At 67.0% G+C, this 16,503-nt stretch carries 18 protein-coding genes; 2 read left to right on the forward strand and 16 right to left on the reverse strand.

The features are described from left to right. Window positions 1–2: 2 nt before the first annotated feature. The 3 genes from LFT46_RS00210 to LFT46_RS00220 are packed head-to-tail and all read right to left on the reverse strand — an operon-like array spanning window position 3 to window position 1,983. Window positions 3–665, reverse strand: coding sequence for a DUF3618 domain-containing protein (locus LFT46_RS00210; protein ID WP_236800419.1), 663 nt, complete (start codon window positions 663–665; stop codon window positions 3–5). Further along, a complete protein-coding gene (locus LFT46_RS00215; RefSeq protein WP_236800420.1) occupies window positions 662–1,093 on the reverse strand; it encodes a phage holin family protein in 432 nt (143 codons plus the stop codon). The genes LFT46_RS00210 and LFT46_RS00215 overlap by 4 nt, the downstream gene beginning before the upstream one ends. Next, entirely contained in the window at window positions 1,093–1,983 is an 891-nt protein-coding gene (locus LFT46_RS00220) for a hypothetical protein (protein WP_236820895.1), read from the reverse strand. The genes LFT46_RS00215 and LFT46_RS00220 overlap by 1 nt, the downstream gene beginning before the upstream one ends. Window positions 1,984–2,256: 273 nt before the next feature. Here LFT46_RS00220 and LFT46_RS00225 point away from each other — a divergent pair, with 273 nt between their 5' ends. After that, window positions 2,257–2,790 carry a MarR family winged helix-turn-helix transcriptional regulator gene (locus LFT46_RS00225; RefSeq protein ID WP_236800422.1) on the forward strand — a complete coding sequence of 178 codons (534 nt, stop codon included), beginning with the start codon at window positions 2,257–2,259 and terminating at the stop codon, window positions 2,788–2,790. Between the two features lie 69 nt (window positions 2,791–2,859). Here the strand turns inward: LFT46_RS00225 and LFT46_RS00230 are convergent, their stop codons facing one another. From LFT46_RS00230 to LFT46_RS00290, 13 genes are all read right to left on the reverse strand, one after another. After that, window positions 2,860–3,147, reverse strand: a complete 288-nt coding sequence (locus LFT46_RS00230; RefSeq protein ID WP_236800423.1) for a hypothetical protein — start codon at window positions 3,145–3,147, stop codon at window positions 2,860–2,862. A gap of 46 nt (window positions 3,148–3,193) precedes the next feature. Next, window positions 3,194–4,330 (reverse strand): baeRF2 domain-containing protein, encoded by a 1,137-nt coding sequence (locus tag LFT46_RS00235; protein ID WP_236800424.1) that lies wholly within the window; start codon window positions 4,328–4,330, stop codon window positions 3,194–3,196. Further along, complete coding sequence (locus LFT46_RS00240) at window positions 4,327–4,542, reverse strand: hypothetical protein (protein ID WP_236800425.1); 216 nt, start codon at window positions 4,540–4,542, stop codon at window positions 4,327–4,329. The genes LFT46_RS00235 and LFT46_RS00240 overlap by 4 nt, the downstream gene beginning before the upstream one ends. Before the next feature lie 105 nt (window positions 4,543–4,647). Then, a complete protein-coding gene (locus LFT46_RS00245; protein ID WP_236800426.1) occupies window positions 4,648–4,992 on the reverse strand; it encodes a hypothetical protein in 345 nt (114 codons plus the stop codon). Window positions 4,993–5,055: 63 nt separating this feature from the next. After that, on the reverse strand, window positions 5,056–6,306 hold the full coding sequence (locus LFT46_RS00250) for a D-arabinono-1,4-lactone oxidase (protein ID WP_236800427.1): 1,251 nt from the start codon (window positions 6,304–6,306) through the stop codon (window positions 5,056–5,058). Window positions 6,307–6,447: 141 nt separating this feature from the next. Next, on the reverse strand, window positions 6,448–7,254 hold the full coding sequence (locus tag LFT46_RS00255) for a pentapeptide repeat-containing protein (protein WP_336885539.1): 807 nt from the start codon (window positions 7,252–7,254) through the stop codon (window positions 6,448–6,450). A gap of 30 nt (window positions 7,255–7,284) precedes the next feature. Then, window positions 7,285–9,057, reverse strand: a complete 1,773-nt coding sequence (locus LFT46_RS00260; protein ID WP_236820896.1) for an amidase — start codon at window positions 9,055–9,057, stop codon at window positions 7,285–7,287. Further along, window positions 9,054–10,157, reverse strand: a complete 1,104-nt coding sequence (locus tag LFT46_RS00265; protein ID WP_236800430.1) for an agmatine deiminase family protein — start codon at window positions 10,155–10,157, stop codon at window positions 9,054–9,056. Before LFT46_RS00265 ends, LFT46_RS00260 begins: the two co-directional genes overlap by 4 nt. Before the next feature lie 42 nt (window positions 10,158–10,199). Then, complete coding sequence (locus tag LFT46_RS00270) at window positions 10,200–10,916, reverse strand: alpha/beta fold hydrolase (RefSeq protein ID WP_236800431.1); 717 nt, start codon at window positions 10,914–10,916, stop codon at window positions 10,200–10,202. Between the two features lie 43 nt (window positions 10,917–10,959). Beyond that, a complete protein-coding gene (rsgA, locus tag LFT46_RS00275; protein ID WP_373462137.1) occupies window positions 10,960–12,120 on the reverse strand; it encodes a ribosome small subunit-dependent GTPase A in 1,161 nt (386 codons plus the stop codon). Between the two features lie 295 nt (window positions 12,121–12,415). After that, window positions 12,416–13,456: a hemolysin family protein gene (locus LFT46_RS00280; RefSeq protein WP_236800432.1), complete on the reverse strand. Its 1,041-nt coding sequence runs from the start codon at window positions 13,454–13,456 to the stop codon at window positions 12,416–12,418. Further along, window positions 13,449–14,810 (reverse strand): hemolysin family protein, encoded by a 1,362-nt coding sequence (locus LFT46_RS00285; RefSeq protein WP_236800433.1) that lies wholly within the window; start codon window positions 14,808–14,810, stop codon window positions 13,449–13,451. Before LFT46_RS00285 ends, LFT46_RS00280 begins: the two co-directional genes overlap by 8 nt. Window positions 14,811–14,936: 126 nt before the next feature. Further along, window positions 14,937–15,173 (reverse strand): zinc-ribbon domain-containing protein, encoded by a 237-nt coding sequence (locus tag LFT46_RS00290; protein WP_236800434.1) that lies wholly within the window; start codon window positions 15,171–15,173, stop codon window positions 14,937–14,939. A 147-nt stretch (window positions 15,174–15,320) separates the two neighbouring features. On the opposite strand from LFT46_RS00290, the gene LFT46_RS00295 reads away from it, so the two are divergent. Continuing rightward, a complete protein-coding gene (locus LFT46_RS00295) occupies window positions 15,321–16,472 on the forward strand; it encodes a GGDEF domain-containing protein (RefSeq protein WP_236800435.1) in 1,152 nt (383 codons plus the stop codon). Window positions 16,473–16,503: the final 31 nt, after the last annotated feature.

The following is a 16,503-nucleotide window of genomic DNA, read 5'->3' on the forward strand; positions in this document are numbered from 1 at the left end:
GGCTAGGTGTTTTGGACGTGGTCTTTGGCGTCTGTGGCGCGGTCTTTGACGTCGGTGGCGGCTTGTTGGCCTTCGGTTTTGACGTTTTGGGCGGCGTCGGTGGCGGTGGCCTTGACGTTTTCCATGGCTTCCTGGGCGGGTTCCTTTAGGTCCTGGGCGACGGTTTTGGCGGCGTCGGTGACCTGGGTTGCCAGGGGCTGGGCTGCGGTTTTGAGTTGGTCCGCGGCTTCGCGTTCTTTCTGGCTTGGCGGGATCAGGGAGGAGACCAGGAGCCCGGCGCCGAAGGCGATGAGTCCGGCGGCCAGGGGGTTGCCGGCGGTTTTGGCTTTGACCTGGTCCGGGGCGGCGCTGACGGTGTGGCCGGCGTCGGAGAGTTTGGCCGAGACGGTGTCGGTGGCCTGGTGCAGGCTGTCCCCGGCCGAGCTCATGGCGTTGCTGGTGTGTCCGGCGCCGGCGGAGGTTGTGTCGTGGACCTTGGTGGTGGCGGTGTCTGCTGCTCCCATGATTTTCTCCTTCACCCCGGTCACGGCATCACGGACTTTGTCGGTTTGGCGGTGCACGATGTTGGACGGGGTGACTTTGTCGGCTACGGCGTCGACGTTGGTGCCCAGGCGTGCCCGGGTCGCTTCGATGTCTGCTCGGATGACGTCAGGGTTTTCGCTCATCGGTTTACCTCACCTGGTTTTAGGGTTGGGGGAATTTCTGAGAGGGTTTCGCCTGTTTGGGGCAGGCCCTTGATCTGCTTGAGTTCCTTGCGGCCGATCGAGGCCAGGACTGCGGCGATGATCGCCCAGATCACGGCGACGATCAGCGCGGCCCAGCCCAGGGCCATGACGGCGCCCAGGGCCCACATCAGGGCCAGGGAGAGGAAGAGCAGGACGAAGTGTCCGCCTACGCCGGCGCCGGCGAGCATGCCTGCGCCCTTGCCGGCCCGGGAGGTGGATTGTTTGAGTTCGGCCTTGGCCAGCTCCACTTCCTGGCGCATCAGGGTGGACAGGTCCCGGGTCACATCACCGAGCAGATCGCCCAGGGACGCGTTGTCCGCTTTCACATGCGCCGCGCTGGGCGGCGGCTCAGGAATCTGGCTACTCATCACAGACCACCCGTCTGGTGGCGGCCGCTGCCGGAGGTGCCTTCGCTGCCGAAGGTTTCTTCACCGGTGTATGCGCCATTTTCGGCCCGGTAGGGGTCGTCCTCGAACCGAAGTGGGGACTCCTCTGCGGTGCCCGAGGGCAGGGTGCTGGTGGAAACGGGGGCTCCGCCCACTACCGGCTCATCGAAGAGGTCATCGGTGCCCGCGGCGTACACGGTCTCCTGGTGCAGCGGCGCAACCGGCGGCGACTGCACGGCCCGGTACTGGCCCGTGCCCTGGGCCGATCCTGCCTGCACCTGTCCCTGTGATTCCGGGGCTCCCGCGGTGAGGCCGCGGGTGAGGCGTCCGGCCAGGACGCCGGCGCCTGCTGCGAGGAGCAGGAAGGTGCCGGGGTGGTTGCGGGCGAAGCGCTGGACCTCGTTCAGGAGGTCACCGGGCTCGCGGTTCTCCAGCCAGGATGCTGCCGAGGAGGTGCGCTCGGCTGCCTGCCGGATAAGGTCGCTGGCCATGCCCTGCTGGTCCGGGGCGCTGGCCATGCTGTGCAGCTGGCTGGAAATGTTGCGGATGCCTTCGGCTGCTTTCTGCTGCTGTGTGCCGGCCTGGCTGGTCAGCCCCGACTTGGCCTGGTGCAGCAAGTCCTGCGCATTGGACTTCGCCTCCTGCGCCACGTTCGCGGCTTCACTCTTGGCAGTCTGCGCTACTCCCTGGGCGGCAGATGCCGCCTCGCCGGCCACGTTGGAAGCCTCGTCCTTGGCTGCCTGGGTCTTCGAGGTATCGCCCTCTGCAGCATAGGAGGCCTGCCCGGGAGCCACCTCTGTTGCTCCGTACGGATCAGTGATGGCCGGGTCGGCGCCGGTGTGCGGGGTCTGGGGCCATTGGTTCTCTGTCATCTTCGCTCTCTTTCAGAAAGGGTTAGCTGGCGATCAAGAACCAGCAGTGCTGGCGACTTAGTAAGCAAGGTTACTAATTAGATACTAAGCACACTTCCCATTTCGAATGCAAGGGGCAGTGCCGGTTTTTGGGTCGGAAGATGGCCGGCGCCGGCGCCGCTTGCCAATCGGATAGTAAGCCTACTTGCGAATATGTTGCTAAGCATGCTTATTGTAGAGGTGTAGCGACGCAGGGTGACCAGCACTTCGCCACCTACAGGAAGGCCGCGGCCGATGACCAGCAATCTCGATCCGGACGCCCGGAGCAGCTACCGCCTGATCACTTTGGCGGCCCGGCTGATCCAGCGGCGGCAGGACGATGCACTGGCCCCCCTTGGCCTCACCCGTGCGGCAGTTATTGCATTGGAAGGCCTGACGGGGGGCCCACTGAACCAGGAACAGCTCGCAGACGCGATCAGGGTGCAAAGCCAGACGCTGGGGCGGGTCCTTACCCGCCTCGAAGCTACCGGACTCATCACCAGGACCCGCCACGCCTCCGACCGCCGGCAGCTGAAGGTTGAGCTGACGGATGCCGGGGCTGCCGCCGTTGACGCGGCGCGACAGGCTGAGATCAATGCCTACCCGGACGATCCGGACATTGAGTGGAAGGTGCTGCGGGATGAACTGACGAAGTTTGTCCGTGCGGTGCCGCTCACGCGCGATGCCGGGGTTGTCCCGTTTGCCCCACCGGAGCACCGGACCGGGCACCGTCCCCAGGCGGGGCGGGCGGCGGGCATGCGGGGTTGGGAGCAGCCAGGCCAGAACTGAGCTGACAGAAGTTGTTGCCTAAACCAAAAGCAGTGGCTGGCCCAGTGGGGCCGGCCACTGCTTTTTGGTTTAACTGTTGTCGTCCGGTTCCTCTTCCAATAGGCCCCGCTGGGCAAGGTCTGCGGCATCAGCCGCTTCCGGCGGCAATGGATCCGTGGCCGGCGGAACGTCACTGGGGGCGTAATCGGCCAGCCCGGCCGCCACCCGCTCCTGTTCGACGGCCTTTTGGTAATCGTCGTCGTCAACGTCTTCCGGCATCTTGCCGTGGCCCGTGCGGGTAGGAGTCGGAAGCGCGTCCTCCTCCGGGACCATCACGCTGTCGAGGACATCATCCGGGTTTTCATCTGCAGTGCTCATGGCGCACCTTCCAATACATGGTTCGGCGAAAAGGGTTAGCAGGGCTTTACGACGACGGGACGCCCGGCCCCGAGGACCAGCGCAGGAGTGCCGCGACATGGACGCCCTCCGGCAGGACCGGTCCCGGGACGAGGAGAACGCGGGCGTCAGTCAACGCAGCGGCCCGAAGCAGCGCCGCCGGAGCGGGGACTTCGCCCAGGATTTCCGCACCCAGGGCCTCCTCCTTGGCGGTGGCGATCCACGGTTCCGCGTCCAGGGCCAGCATGGTGCGTTCAGACAGGGCGTCGTCATCCAGGATCAGGGTGTCCACCTGCGCCTGCTGCAGCGCGTGCACCACGGCTCCCACACCGTGGGCTGCTTCCGGGTTGGCCTGTCCCTCCTGGACCGCCAGCCTGTCCATCACGCTGCGCTGTTCTTCTGCCCATACCTCTGCAACGTGCTGGTTGACCCGATCCTCCAGGTTTGCGCTGTCCGCCCCGCCGGTGTGGGTGTGCGAATCCACCTCGGATACAAGCGCCTTGCTGGCCTCGGAGAGGTTGTCCTTCACCAGGCCGCGGGCCCGGATATCACCGGCGAGGACGATGAGCCGTGCACCGCTGGCACGGGCCACCCGGTCAATCTCACCCGCCACTTCATCCGCGTTGCGGCGCCAGATGTCTTCGGTGTGGTGCTGGAACCGCAGTTCCGACCAGCCTCCGCCGTGGAACTTGTGGATGTTCTCGGACTCGCCTTCCACTTCCTGGACGCTGCTGGGAGCCCCGGCGCCCGCCCGGTACAACCGGATCTCGCCGTGTTCCCGGCTGACTTCCGCCACAACATACGGCAGTTCTTCCGGCCGGTGCTTGACCAGCGGCAGCAGGTCCGGGATGGACTCCATGGCCACCCGTTCGGGGAGGACGAGGTCTCCGGGAAGTACCTCGTTGATTTCGGCCTTCCCGCTGTGGACCAGGACGAATCTCGAGACGGGGGAGGGCAGCCCTGCTGCCGGCTGGAGTGCCTGCTCCATTGCCTCAATGTCAGCTGCGGCTGCCCCCTGCGCCTCGAGCTGGGCCTGCGCGTTGCCCGGGCGGACATCGCCGGCTTCCAGTGAGTCCACCGTTCCGGTCCCGGCAGGCACGTAGGCGGTGCACCAAGGTCCGGGGCGGCGGTACAGGTCGGCGTATTTCTGCAGGCTGGTGGTCACTGTTCCCCCTCCTCGGTGGGAAGGGGATCCGGCGAGGCGACAGGATTCAACGCCTCCCGGACTTCCGCCGGGTCCGTGGCATCCGGAAAAGGCTCTGTTTCGCGCCATTCCTCGGCATGGGCGGGCTGGTTTCCCTGGACCACCCCCTGCGCTTCATGCTTCATCTGGTCGTCCAGATTCTGGCCGTGGGTGGTGTTGCCGCGTTCTGCCATGACGATCTCCTTCGCGAGCGATTTAGTATCACAGGCTTACTAGTTCGTCACTTCACCGTAGCACCAACGGGCAGGCGGCTAAAGGGGTTCGGTGGGGCTTCCTGCTCAGGCGTGGCAGGCGTCCTGCAATGCCCGGACGGAGTCTTCCGGCACCTGGTCCCCGGCCTCGGCGATCTTGCCCAGCGGCGTCGTGATTTCCGCCGGGACCCCTGCCGTCCGTGCTGCCGAGACCAAGCCGGCCAATGCCTGCCGGTCTGAAGGGCTGACCAGGCCGTCTTCCACTACGGCGCATATTTGCCGGTTGATTTCCTGGGCGGCACTGGAGGCGACCTTGGACGCGGCATCGCTGGCCGCGGTGCCCGCCGCTTCCCCGACAGCGCCGCAACCGGTCAGCAGCATCAATACGGTGGACAGGGCAGCGGCGCGGGTGGTGGCGGTACGAAAGGTCATGGCTCCAGCGTACCGGCGGACGTCTCCGCTCCGGCCGGCCGAAGCTTCCGGGAGCGGCTGCGGCTAGCGGTGGGCCGGGACACCCAGAATGCTGTCCAGCAGCCCGTTCCGGAACTTGCCCTCAGGATCGTGACCTGCGGCGAAGGAACGGAAGTCGGCGAAGCGCGGGTACAGCTTTTCCCAGTCGTGCCCGCCGGGGGTGAACAGCTTGCCCCAGTGCGGGCGGGCGCCAAAGGGGCGCAGGGCCTCCTCCAGGACCGGAAGGAATGCCTCAACCTCCGGCTGCATCGGCTTCCAGGTGAAGTGCAGCGCCACGCTCTGCTGACGGTAGAACGGGCTGAGCCAGAACTCGTCGGCGGCCCCGGTGCGCACTTCCGAGACGAAAAGCAGGGGTGAAAGCTGTCCGGCCATCCCGCGGACTGCCTGGAGGGCAGCGGGGGCGTGCTCCAGGGGAAGAATGAACTCGCTTTGGAGTTCATCGCCGTTGCTGGGAGTGAATTCGTGCCGGAAGTGCGGCAGCCGGTCCAGCCACAATCCCGGTTCGTCCAGCTGTGCCGTGCAGTTTTCCGCGGACATGTCCGGCAGGGGGTGCCGCGGACGCAGGGCGGCGGTTGCCCCGAACAGGCTGGGAAGCGCGGGCTCCTCATCAAGGGCTTTGAGCCAGACCTGGTTGACGGTGTTACCGGCGTAGTCGGTAAAAAGGCTCACGCTGTAGGCCGCAGAGACGATGGCTTTGAAGTCGGCAAGGGCGTTGTCCCAGGGCAGGTCCTCAAGGACGCGCTGCCGCATCCGGAAACTCGGGCGCACCGCAAGGTCCAGGCCGGTGACAATGCCCAGGGCCCCGATGCCCACGACGCTGGCCAGGAACTCGTCCCCGTCCGCCTTGGTCAGCGTGACCTGCTCGCCGGAGGCGCGGACCAGGTCGATGGATTCCACGGCACCGGCAAGCGAAGGGTTGTTGACCCCGGAGCCGTGCGTTCCGGTCTGCACGGCGCCTGCCACCGAGATGTGCGGCAACGAGGCGAGGTTATGGATGGCAACGCCGTATTTCTCGAGGGTCCGGCAGAGTGCCCCGTAACTCACTCCGCCGCTGACGCGCACCGTGCCACGGGCGGAATCCATTTCGACCTGCTGGGGAAGGGCATCGAGGAGCACGTGGACGCCGCCCGTGTCGCCCACCCGGTTAAACGAGTGCCGGGACCCCAGGGCCTTGACGCGCGGCGAATCAACCACGATGGAGGCCAGCTCCGCTACAGATTCCGGCCGCCGGACATCCGCGGAGGAGTATTCGAGGTTTCCTGCCCAGTTCTTCATCAAGTGGCTTTCGGTTGGCGTCGGTTTCCTCCCACTGTCAGCGCTAACAATCGGGACTGTCAAGGCGCTTCCGCTGGGTGGGCCGAACCCGGCGGGCTGGAGGCCGGGCGTGGCGGTGATGGAATCCAATGTGCGGGCACCTCAAGCCCTGGGGGCAGCCGTGGACAGGTTGCCGCGGGCTGCGGTGATTTGTGCCTGGGTGAGGAAGAGGGAATGACTGAGGTCGGCGTCGTCGAGCCTTGCATCGCGCAGGTCTGCGCCCAGGAAGTCCACCGCCGTCAGGTCTGCACCGCGGAGGTCGGCACCGATCAGGTATGAGCCGCGAAGATCGGCGCCGCACAGGGCCGACCCGCTCAGGTTTGCTCCTGCCAGGTCCGCGCCCGGTGCCAGGCCGTGGCGTTGCGGCCCATCGGAGAAATACCCCGCGCGGACCTCCTCGCTGACCCAGCGCAATGCTTCACCCACCTGCAGATGGAGGCTCCCGACGTCGGCAGTAAAGACCTTCCCCAGGTTGCCTTCAGCCACCTCCCGGACTTTCACCTGGAGAAGGCGGACCTCGTCGGCGGCGTCCGGGCTGTACGCAACCGCCTCCGCCTGCGCCAGGTGCCACAGCATTTCATGCAGCTGGCGCATGACCCTGAACGCGGCGAACATGTCCGGCGCCGAACCCGGGTTGTCCCGCCAGCTGGTGCCGTGGAACAGCCGCTGGCTGACGGCCTGCCCGGCGCCAAAGCAGTCGAACACCGTGCAGCCGGCAAAACCGCGCGGCCTGAGCCTGTCATGGATGGTGCAGGAAAAGTCCGCGGCCAGGTTGGGGCACGGGCGGGCCGGCGGCTTATCGATAGCGAAGTCCGCCGAGCGGGTGAAGCCGAACGCGGTGCAGCACAGGGCAAAGCATTGCGAGCAGTCAGGCCGCAGGGCAGCCGGGGTGGCAAGGGGCGGTGCCATGCCTCCAGACTACCCATGCGGCTTGCTGGGTCAGGGGCTTTCTACAGCTCCTCGCGGCATAGTGCGGGGCGGTGGTACACGGCGTCGGCCTGTGGCTTCGAACGCCGCTGCCAACCGGAGCAGCGCGTTGTCGTCGTAGGCCTTGCCCGCGATGGTGAGTCCCACCGGCATCGCGATGTCCGCGGCGAGGCCCATGGGAACGGTCACCGTGGGAATCCCCAGGTGCCGCGGGACCAGGTTCCCGTTGGCCACCCACACGCCGTTGCGCCAGGCGATGTCCGCCGAGCGTTCGTTGGTGTCGGCGTCTGCCGGGGCGACATCGGCGGCCGCCGGGAACAGGACGGCGTCCAGTCCCAGCTGGTCCATCCACTGCTCCAGGTCCACCCGGCGGGTTTCCTCGAGTCCCGCCAGGCCTTCGGGCAGCTGCGGGATGTCAGTGAGGGCAGGGACGCCGTGCTCCCGGATCCAGGCAGGATAGTCCGCGATGTCGTCATCGAACCCGTCATAGCGGTCCGGCAGAGCGCCCTGGGGAGCGGGGAAGATCATTGAACCGTCGACGTCGGCAAGCGTGCTTAGCTGGGGGTCGCCGTTGGCGGCCAGGAAGTCATTCCAGGCCCAAGCGGAGAGGTCGACGATTTCACGTCGGAGATACTCGGGGGACACCAGGCCACGGGTGGCGATGGTGGGCGCGCCGGGCCGATCGCCTTCGTAGTTGGACACCACCGGGAAGTCCACCTCCACCACCTCGGCGCCGGCGGCTTCCAGGTCGCGGCGGGCCGCAGCCCACAGGTCCAGGATGGACGCGCGCGTCTCGATCCGTTGGCCGGTGGGGCCGCCAATGCCCGGGGCCTGCGCCGTTCCGGCCTCTGGGTCGGCGTTGATGTACATCCGGGGGACACCCAGACGTTTGCCCGCAAGGACGGCTGCGGCGGCGGTTGCGTCCGGGACAGCCAGCTCAAGGTACGACGGCGGGCGGACGGCGGATGCCTTGGGCACCTGGATCCAGGGCTGGGTGCGCCAGAAGTCACCGCGCGTTTGGGTGTCGTCCGCCACCACGGCGTCCAGGACTTCCAGCAGGTCCGCCACGGTCCGGGTGTGCGGAACCACCACGTCCATGGTGGGGACCAGCGGCCAGTTGCCTCGGACGGAGATGACGCCGCGCGACGGCGTGTAGGCGCAGAGGGCATTGTTCGACGCCGGCGCGCGCCCCGAGGACCAGGTTTCCTCCGCCAGGCCAAAGGCAGCGAAGCTGGCCGCGGTGGCGGTTCCTGACCCGTTGGACGATCCCGAGGCGAACGCCGCCGTGAGGAAGCGGGCGTTGTAGGGACTTTCCGCCCGTCCATATACTCCGCGTTGCATACCTCCGTTGGCCATGGGCGGCATGTTGGTCAGTCCTATCAGGACTGCCCCGCCGGCCTTTAGGCGCTCGATGGTAAATGCGTCCTGCTGCGCCCCCAGGTCCTTGAAGGCCGGCGACCCCGCAGCCACGGTAAGGCCTTTAACCTGGTAGCTGTCCTTTGCCGTGTAGGGGATGCCGTCGAGCGGGCCAAGTGTGAACCCGGCAGCGCGGCGACGGTCGGACGCCTGCGCCTCGGCAATGGCGTAAGGGTTCATGACGACCAGTGCATTCAGGCATATGCCCGTTGAGTCATACTTCTCGATTCGCTCAAGATACAGACGGACCAGTTCCTCGCTGGTCACGTCACCGCCCTCCAGGGCAGCCCGGAGTTGGCTAATACTGGCTTCCACCACGTCGAACGTTTCCGCTGCCACCGGCTGCCGCATGTGCTCTGCCAGTTTCATGCCGCATCGCCTTCCCGCGGGGCTGGCTGCTGCTGGGTAATGCAGTGGATGCCGCCGCCGAAGGCAAAGATGTCCCGGGCGTCCACCAGTTCCACGTTGCGCTCGGGATAGGCCCGTTCCAGGATGCCTGCCGCAATGGCGTCGTTCGGATCGCCAAAGCTGCAGAGCACCACCACGTTGTTGGCCACGTAATGGTTGATGTAGGACCAGTCCACCCAGCCCTCCTCATCCTTGAGCGTGGTGGGTGCGGGGACGTCGATGATGCGCAGCGGCCGGCCCTGGGCGTCCAGTTGTCCGGCGAGGACCGTCTTCAGTTGGAGGTAGACCGCGTGGTCCGGGTGCGCGGGGTCGTCCTGGCGGTGCAGCAGGATGGTGCGCGGCCCGGCAAAAGCGGCCACGATGTCTACGTGGCCGCGGGTTCCGAATTCGTCGTAGTCCCGGGTGAGCCCGCGCGGCAGCCAGATGGCCTTGGTGGTGCCCAGGGCCGCGTGGACTTCTGCCTCGACAGATTCCTTGGTGGCGCCGGGGTTGCGTCCGGGGTCAAGCTGGACTGTTTCGGTCAGCAGCACGGTTCCTGCACCGTCCACGTGGAAGCCGCCGCCCTCATTCACCAGGGCGGACGCCCGGACGGGCACGTCTGCGCTTGCCGCGACCGTCCGGGCCACCTCCTGGTCCTTGCCCCAGGCGGCCCAGTCCTGGGCGCCCCAGCCGTTGAAGGTCCAGTCGACCGCGGCCAGCGACCCGTCGGCCGCGTGGACGAACGTGGGGCCGCTGTCCCGCAGCCAGGCGTCGTCGATCGGCACCTCCAGCACGTCGATGCCACTGCCAAGCCATTCCCTGGCGGCGGTGGCGTCCCGGGGATCGGCGATGACGGTGACGGGTTCGTAGCGGGCGATGGTGCGCGCCACCCTGGTCCACGCGGCCCGCGCCTGGTCAAGGGTGGAGCTTCCCAGCGGGCCGAAGGTGTCGTTGGGCGGCGGGAAGGCCATCCAGGTGCGCTGGTGCGGTTCCCACTCTGCGGGCATGTGGGTTGCGGTGCCGATTACCGCGTGGCCAGGGGCGGCGTTGCCCGTGACGGTGGTCGAATAAATGAATGCCATTCATTTATTATGGGGACGGCTAAGGCCGCACGCAAGAGTGTTTCAGGCTTCATCCGCCTCCGTTCCGTCCACAGCCGCCAGGATGGCCTTGGCCAGTTGGCCAGGTTTGGTGAACTGCGGCCAGTGCCCGGTGGGCAGGTCGATGTACTCCACGTCCCGGATCCTGGCCAGCTCTGCAACGAAAGGATTGCCGGCGGCGACCCATTCCTGGAGCATGGCGGACGGGAACTCGCAGGTGATCACGGTGACGGGCACGTTGTAACGCCGCTCATCGTGCAGCTGTTGCCTGCCGCGGGCCACGCCGCGGGGCTCCGGTACTGCCCGCGCCCGGAGTGCCTGCCGCAGCCCGTCGTCGAGGTCCACCAGGTCGGCGTCGTCAAAATCCTCCCAGGGAGGCAAGGGCACATCGTCCCCGACAACCCGCAACTCGTCATTGATCACGCCGCCTTCGCCCAGGGGGCCGCTGTCCACGTAGATGGCGCGCTCCACCTTGTCCGGCCTGGCGTCCACGGCTCCATGGATGATGGCTCCGCCGCCGGAATGCCCCACCAGGACCACCTTGCCGGGCAGGCCGTCCATCACCTCCACCACCGCATCGATGTGGTCCTGCAGGTTGATGCCCGCGCGGCTGGCGTCCGCCGACTCCTTGCCGGGAAGGGTGAGGGGGTGGGGGTGGTGCCCTGCCGCTTCCAGGGCCGGTGCCACTCCCTCCCACGATGAGGCGTCCAACCAAAAACCGGGTACCAGGATGATGTCCATGACCGAACCCTACTCCCCACCCCCGACACGGAATACGGCATTCCTACCGCTTCCGCTTCCGGTCCTTCCCTTCGCTCCGGTTGCCGCGCTCAGTGGCCTCCCGCTCCGCCCAGCGCTGCGACTTTCCCGCCGCCACCACCTTCTGGTGCCACTCGCGGTGGTACGCGCGCTGGGCCGCGACGTCGGACCGCCGTGCCAGCGCTGCAAGCTCCCGTTGCATCTTCAGATAGGAGTTCCAGCGGCGCTCGGGAAGGTTACCGCTGTCGATCGCCTCACGGACCGCACAGCCCGGCTCGTTCCCGTGCGCGCAGTCTGAGAACCGGCAGCCGGCGGCCAGTTCCTCCACATCGCCGAACATCCCGCCCAGGCCTTCCCCGGCGTCGAACAGCCCGAAGCCGCGCACCCCGGGAGTGTCCATCAGCACGGTGCCGTTGGACAGCGGCACCAGCTCGCGGGAGGTGGTGGTGTGCTTGCCTTTGAAGTCACCGGCCCGCACCTCCGCGGTCTGCTGCACCTTCCGGCCCACGAGCGCGTTGATCAGGGTGGACTTGCCGGCGCCTGACGGTCCCAGGAGCACGATGGTGCCGCCGGGCGGGATGCGGGACATCAGTTCGTCGACCCCGTCGCCGTTTTCGGCCGACGTGGTCACAACGTCGACGCCCGCCGCCTGCAGGATGACTTTCCCGACGACGTCGTCAGCCACTTGGGCCAGGTCCGCCTTGGTGATGATCACCAGCGGGGTGGCGCCGGAGTCCCAGGCGGCAACGAGGGTTCGTTCAAGCCTGTTGTGGGTGAGCGGCCGGTCCACGGGAACTACGACCCCCACGGTGTCCATGTTGGCGGCGAGGACCTGTTCCTCGGAGGAGTCCTCGAACGCGCGCTTGCGGGTGAGCTCGGAACGCCGGGGGAGGACTGCCAGGATCTGGCACCCTCCGGCGCGGTTGGGACCGGTCCAGACCCAGTCGCCGGTGACCGCCGGCTCGCCGGACAGCGGATAGGGCAGGTGGAGCAGTCCGTCGTCGACTGCAACCAGCAGCAGGGTTCGGTCCACGCGGACCACCCGTCCGCGTCCCGTGGCGCCCGGGCAGGGGTGATGGTCGAAGTGGCGGGCGACGGCAGGGGTGTAGCCGTACGCGGCTAGCGTGCGGGTTGGTTGGGTGGTACTGGGGGTGTTGTCCAGGGCGTTGCCTGAAGAATTGTGCACGTTGGTTTCCTTGCGAGGGTCCCCGGTGCCGCGGTGCTATGGCGGGCAGGTGCCGTCGGTCAATCGTGGGCAGCCGGGAGGATGGGTGATGGGGTGGGTGCGGGGCGCTCCGGGCGCGCGGCAACAGCAGTCATCAAAACCACCTCCCTTCCCTCGTGCGGGTTTTCGTCCTCCTGCCGGGGACGGCAGGGGAGAACCGATCCCACCTTAGTTCCCGCCGCCGTCGGGCGCTAGGGTGCGGGCGCAAAAAGGGTGCGGCCCCCGAAGGAAACCGCACCCAATCCCAGGAAGCAGACTACGCGCTGGTGGCGTCCTGCACCTCGCCCACCAGTTCCTCGATGATGTCCTCGAGGAAGAGCATCCCGGTGGTCCTGCCGTCTGAGTCGAACACCCGGGCCACGTGGGCGCCCGTCCGCCGCATCGACGCCAATGCATCCTCAAGGTCGGCACCCGCAAATGCCGACGCCAGGCGCCGGACCCGCTTGGCCGGAACCGGCCGGTGGAACTTCTCCGCCGCGGTGAGGTCCATGACGTCTTTGAGGTGAAGGTAGCCGTCCGGCTCGCCGGCACTGTTGGTCAGGATGTAGCGGGAGTAGCCGTGCCCTGCCACGGCCTGCTGGATGTCGGCGGGCGTGGCGGATTCGGGCAGCAGCACCATGTCGGCCATGGGCACCTGGACGTCCGCAACCGTCTTGGCGGTGAATTCGAACGCGTTGGTCAGGGTGCCCGTGGTGTCTGTCAGCATGCCGTCCCGGGTGGACTGCTCCACGATGGTGGCCACCTCATCCAGCGTGTACGCACTGGTGGCCTCGTCCTTGGGCTCAACCCCGAACAGCCGCAGGACGGAGTTGGCAATCCCGTTCAGGGTCCAGATCACCGGCTTGAACACCTTGGCCACCATGACCAACGGCGGGGCGAGCAGGAGGGCTGCACGGGTGGGGACCGAAAAGGAGATGTTCTTGGGCACCATTTCACCCACCACCACGTGCAGGAAGGTCACCAGCAGCAGCGCCACGATGAACGCGATGATGCTGATCGCCTCATAGGACAAGGACGTCAGGCCCAGCGGGATCTCCAGCAGGTGGTGGATCGCCGGTTCGGAGACGTTCAGGATGACCAACGAGCAGACTGTGATGCCCAGCTGGCTGGTGGCCAACATGAGCGTGGCGTGTTCCATGGCCCACAGCGTGGTTTTTGCCGCTTTGCTGCCGGCCTCGGCCCTTGGCTCGATCTGGGAGCGGCGGGCGGAAATGACGGCGAATTCTGCGCCCACGAAGAAGCCGTTGACCACCAGGAGCACTGCCAGCCAAATGATGCCGGGAAGGTATTCACTCATGGGTCAGCTCCCTGGTCAGGCCGTCGATGATCCGGTCGTGCGGGCTCCGGGGTGGTTCGCCGGACGCGGCGGGGGTGAAGCGCAGCCGCTCCACGTGCATGCCTGCCACGCGCTCCACGCGGAGGGTGCCGCCGTCGACCTCCACCTCGTCGCCCAGCTCGGGCAGGCGGTCCAGCCGGTCCGTGACGAACCCGCCCACGGTGTCGTACTCGTCCCCGTCCGGCACTTCGATTCCGGTGCGGTCCAGCAGCTCGTCCGGCCGCAGCGCGGCATCGAACGTGACGGACCGGCCCACGCGGACAACGCCCGCGCGCGCCCGGTCGTGCTCGTCCTCCAGCTCGCCAACGATCTCTTCCACCAAGTCCTCCAGGGTGACGATCCCGGCGGTCCCGCCATGCTCGTCGGAAACGATGGCCACCTGGAGGCCCTGGCGCCGCAGCAGGCCCAGGAGGGTGTCTACGCCCATGGATTCCGGGATCCGCAGGGGCTCGATCATGAGCTCCGCCGCGGTGGTGTCCGCCCGATGCTCCAGGGCGACGGCGAACGCCTGCTTCACGTGCAGGAGGCCCAGGACGTCATCCCGGTCCCGCCCGATCACGGGAAACCGGGAGTAGCCGGTGGCCGTGGCAAGGGAAACGATGTCCTCTGCGGTGTCGGACAGGCCGACGGCGGCCATCCTGACGCGGGGTGTCATGACGTCCGCGGCGCTGTACTCGGAGAACCGGAGGGTGCGGCGCAGCAGGGTGGCATGGTCCAGGTCCAGGACGCCTTCGACGGCGGAGCGGCGCACCAGGGAGCTTAGCTCCTCTGCGCTGCGGGCGCCGGAAAGCTCCTCCTTGGGCTCGATGCCGAACCCGCGGATGATCTTGTTGGCGGTGTTGTTGAAGAGCAGGATCACGGGCTTGAACACGGCCGTGAAGAGTGCCTGGAAGGGGACTACCACCTTGGCGGTGGCCAGCGGCAGGGCCAGGGCGAAGTTCTTGGGCACCAGCTCGCCCACCACCATGGAGAAGACCGTGGCCAGGAAGATGCCGGCAACGGAGCCGACGGCGGGCACCAGGGCTTGGGGGACGCCGACGGACTGCAGCGGGCCGCTGAGCATGCGGCTGATGGCCGGTTCAAAGGTGTAGCCCGTGAGGAGCGTGGTCAGCGTGATGCCCAGCTGGGCACCCGAGAGGTGGGTGGAGGTGATGCGAAGGGCCTTGATGGTGGGGCCCAGGCGCTTCTCGCCGCGGGCCTGGCGTGCTTCGAGATCGTGCCGGTCCAGGTTCACCAGGGCGAACTCCGAGGCGACGAAGAAGCCGGTGCCGACGGTCAGGACCAGGCCGATGCCCAACATGATCCATTCATACATTGGAGCGCCCCTCTCCTGTGGTGGCCGGTGGTCCGGTCAGTTGGCAGAGGGGCCAGGGCATGTGTGAAGGAGGGTCGTCCATATGTGGTTCAACTCCGCTGGCACCGGCGAAGTTCCCGCTGCCTCCTACCGGCGCAGCTCCAAGGCCCGCTTCTGACGCCCGCTGATGGACGAAACGTAGCCACAGTTAGTGCAGGTAATCCGGAACTTCCGGGACACCGTGAGCAGCGGAATGAAGAACAGGGTGAATTTCGTGGCTTGTTCTTCAAGGAGGTGGTGGATGAAAGCGCCGCAGTGCGGGCAGGTTGCTGTCCTGCCCGGCAGCGCCTTGAACACGGTCTTGAACCCGAAGAGGAGGAGCATTGGCGGCCTTACGTTGTCCGGATGGTTAACCTCCCACCCTAGGCGAGTTTGACGGGTGCCCATCCGGGGTAGGGATGCTTTGCGCCATATGGGCGGGTGCGATACTGGCGTGGGCAGCATTCGGGCTTCTGGGGGGACTTCTGGCACATGGTTCTGGATACGGCAACCCTGCGCATCGCGTTTGGCCTGATGGCCCTGGTGCTGGTGGTTCTCTTCTACTTTTCCGCCTACCGGGTAACCCGCTCGCCCTACAGCGCCTGGTGGTGCGGCGCCCTGCTCTTCTTCCTTTCCGGCTCCGCCTGCTTCCTGCTGGACGGCACGCCGCACCAGTGGTGGGCCAACCCGGTGGGTAACACGCTGCTGGTGCATGGCGGAGTTGCCGTGTGGGCGGGCGCCCGCTCGCTGCGCACGGTGCCCCGGCCCCGGTGGGCCTTCACGGGTATTCCGCTTGCCACCCTGGTGGCGTCCCTGCTGGACCATCCCGCCACCAACACCTGGTCCGGCGGTCCGGTGTTCCTCGCCGCCATGAGCCTGACCATCGGACTGGCGTCGCGTGAGCTGTGGCGGCTCGAGCCGGGCTACTCGCGGGTGCGGATTCCCATGGCAGTGGCCGCGGGCGGGCTGTCCGCTTATTACTTCTTCCGTTGGCTGGCGTTCCTGGTGGAGGGCCCGGACGGGGCCATTTTCGTTACCGTTTTTGGATCCGCCGTCACCACCATGGTGACCATGGTGCTGCTGGTGGTGGTGTCCTTCAGCATGGCCGGGTTGAGCACCGAACAGCAGACCCGCGCCCTGCGGGTGGTTGCCACCCGGGACGACCTCACCGGACTCCTGAACCGCAAGGCCTTCCTGGACCTGGCTGCGGAACAGTTGGCCGACCGCACCATCACCGGTGGCTCCGGCGCGCTGATCCTGGCCGACCTTGACCATTTCAAGGTGGTCAACGATACCCACGGCCACGCCGCAGGCGACCTGGCGCTGCAGGCCTTCGCTGACGCCTGCGTTGCCACGGTCCGCTCCACCGACCTGGCCGGCAGGTATGGCGGGGAAGAATTCGTGATCCTGGTCCCCGGGGCCAACGCCGAACGGGCAGAGACGATTGCCGAGGAAATCAGCAGGCGGCTGGCAGGCGCCGAAGCGCCGGACGGCATGGAGATGCCCACCGCCAGTTACGGCATTTCGACCTACGACGGCGGGACCTCCGACGTGGACCGCCTCATCGCCGCAGCGGATGCGGCCCTGTACAGGGCCAAGTCACTGGGAAGGAACCGCGCCGCCCGCAGCGATGAGCTGCACTAGCTCCACTGCGGCGGGCGGCGCGGTTCCGGTT

It is taken from the genome of Arthrobacter sp. FW306-07-I, assembly GCF_021800405.1.
GTDB lineage: Bacteria > Actinomycetota > Actinomycetes > Actinomycetales > Micrococcaceae > Arthrobacter.

Excerpts from the sequence above, each read along its gene's own strand:
- LFT46_RS00250 (WP_236800427.1), bottom strand. The coding sequence starts at position 6,306 with ATGAAGAACTGGGCAGGAAACCTCGAATACTCCTCCGCGGATGTCCGG.
- LFT46_RS00225 (WP_236800422.1), top strand. The coding sequence starts at position 2,257 with ATGACCAGCAATCTCGATCCGGACGCCCGGAGCAGCTACCGCCTGATC.
- LFT46_RS00230 (WP_236800423.1), bottom strand. The coding sequence starts at position 3,147 with ATGAGCACTGCAGATGAAAACCCGGATGATGTCCTCGACAGCGTGATG.
- LFT46_RS00210 (WP_236800419.1), bottom strand. The coding sequence starts at position 665 with ATGAGCGAAAACCCTGACGTCATCCGAGCAGACATCGAAGCGACCCGG.
- LFT46_RS00220 (WP_236820895.1), bottom strand. The coding sequence starts at position 1,983 with ATGACAGAGAACCAATGGCCCCAGACCCCGCACACCGGCGCCGACCCG.
- LFT46_RS00270 (WP_236800431.1), bottom strand. The coding sequence starts at position 10,916 with ATGGACATCATCCTGGTACCCGGTTTTTGGTTGGACGCCTCATCGTGG.
- LFT46_RS00240 (WP_236800425.1), bottom strand. The coding sequence starts at position 4,542 with ATGGCAGAACGCGGCAACACCACCCACGGCCAGAATCTGGACGACCAG.
- LFT46_RS00215 (WP_236800420.1), bottom strand. The coding sequence starts at position 1,093 with ATGAGTAGCCAGATTCCTGAGCCGCCGCCCAGCGCGGCGCATGTGAAA.
- LFT46_RS00245 (WP_236800426.1), bottom strand. The coding sequence starts at position 4,992 with ATGACCTTTCGTACCGCCACCACCCGCGCCGCTGCCCTGTCCACCGTA.
- LFT46_RS00280 (WP_236800432.1), bottom strand. The coding sequence starts at position 13,456 with ATGAGTGAATACCTTCCCGGCATCATTTGGCTGGCAGTGCTCCTGGTG.
- LFT46_RS00290 (WP_236800434.1), bottom strand. The coding sequence starts at position 15,173 with ATGCTCCTCCTCTTCGGGTTCAAGACCGTGTTCAAGGCGCTGCCGGGC.
- LFT46_RS00255 (WP_336885539.1), bottom strand. The coding sequence starts at position 7,254 with ATGGCACCGCCCCTTGCCACCCCGGCTGCCCTGCGGCCTGACTGCTCG.
- LFT46_RS00285 (WP_236800433.1), bottom strand. The coding sequence starts at position 14,810 with ATGTATGAATGGATCATGTTGGGCATCGGCCTGGTCCTGACCGTCGGC.
- LFT46_RS00265 (WP_236800430.1), bottom strand. The coding sequence starts at position 10,157 with ATGGCATTCATTTATTCGACCACCGTCACGGGCAACGCCGCCCCTGGC.
- LFT46_RS00260 (WP_236820896.1), bottom strand. The coding sequence starts at position 9,057 with ATGAAACTGGCAGAGCACATGCGGCAGCCGGTGGCAGCGGAAACGTTC.
- LFT46_RS00295 (WP_236800435.1), top strand. The coding sequence starts at position 15,321 with ATGGTTCTGGATACGGCAACCCTGCGCATCGCGTTTGGCCTGATGGCC.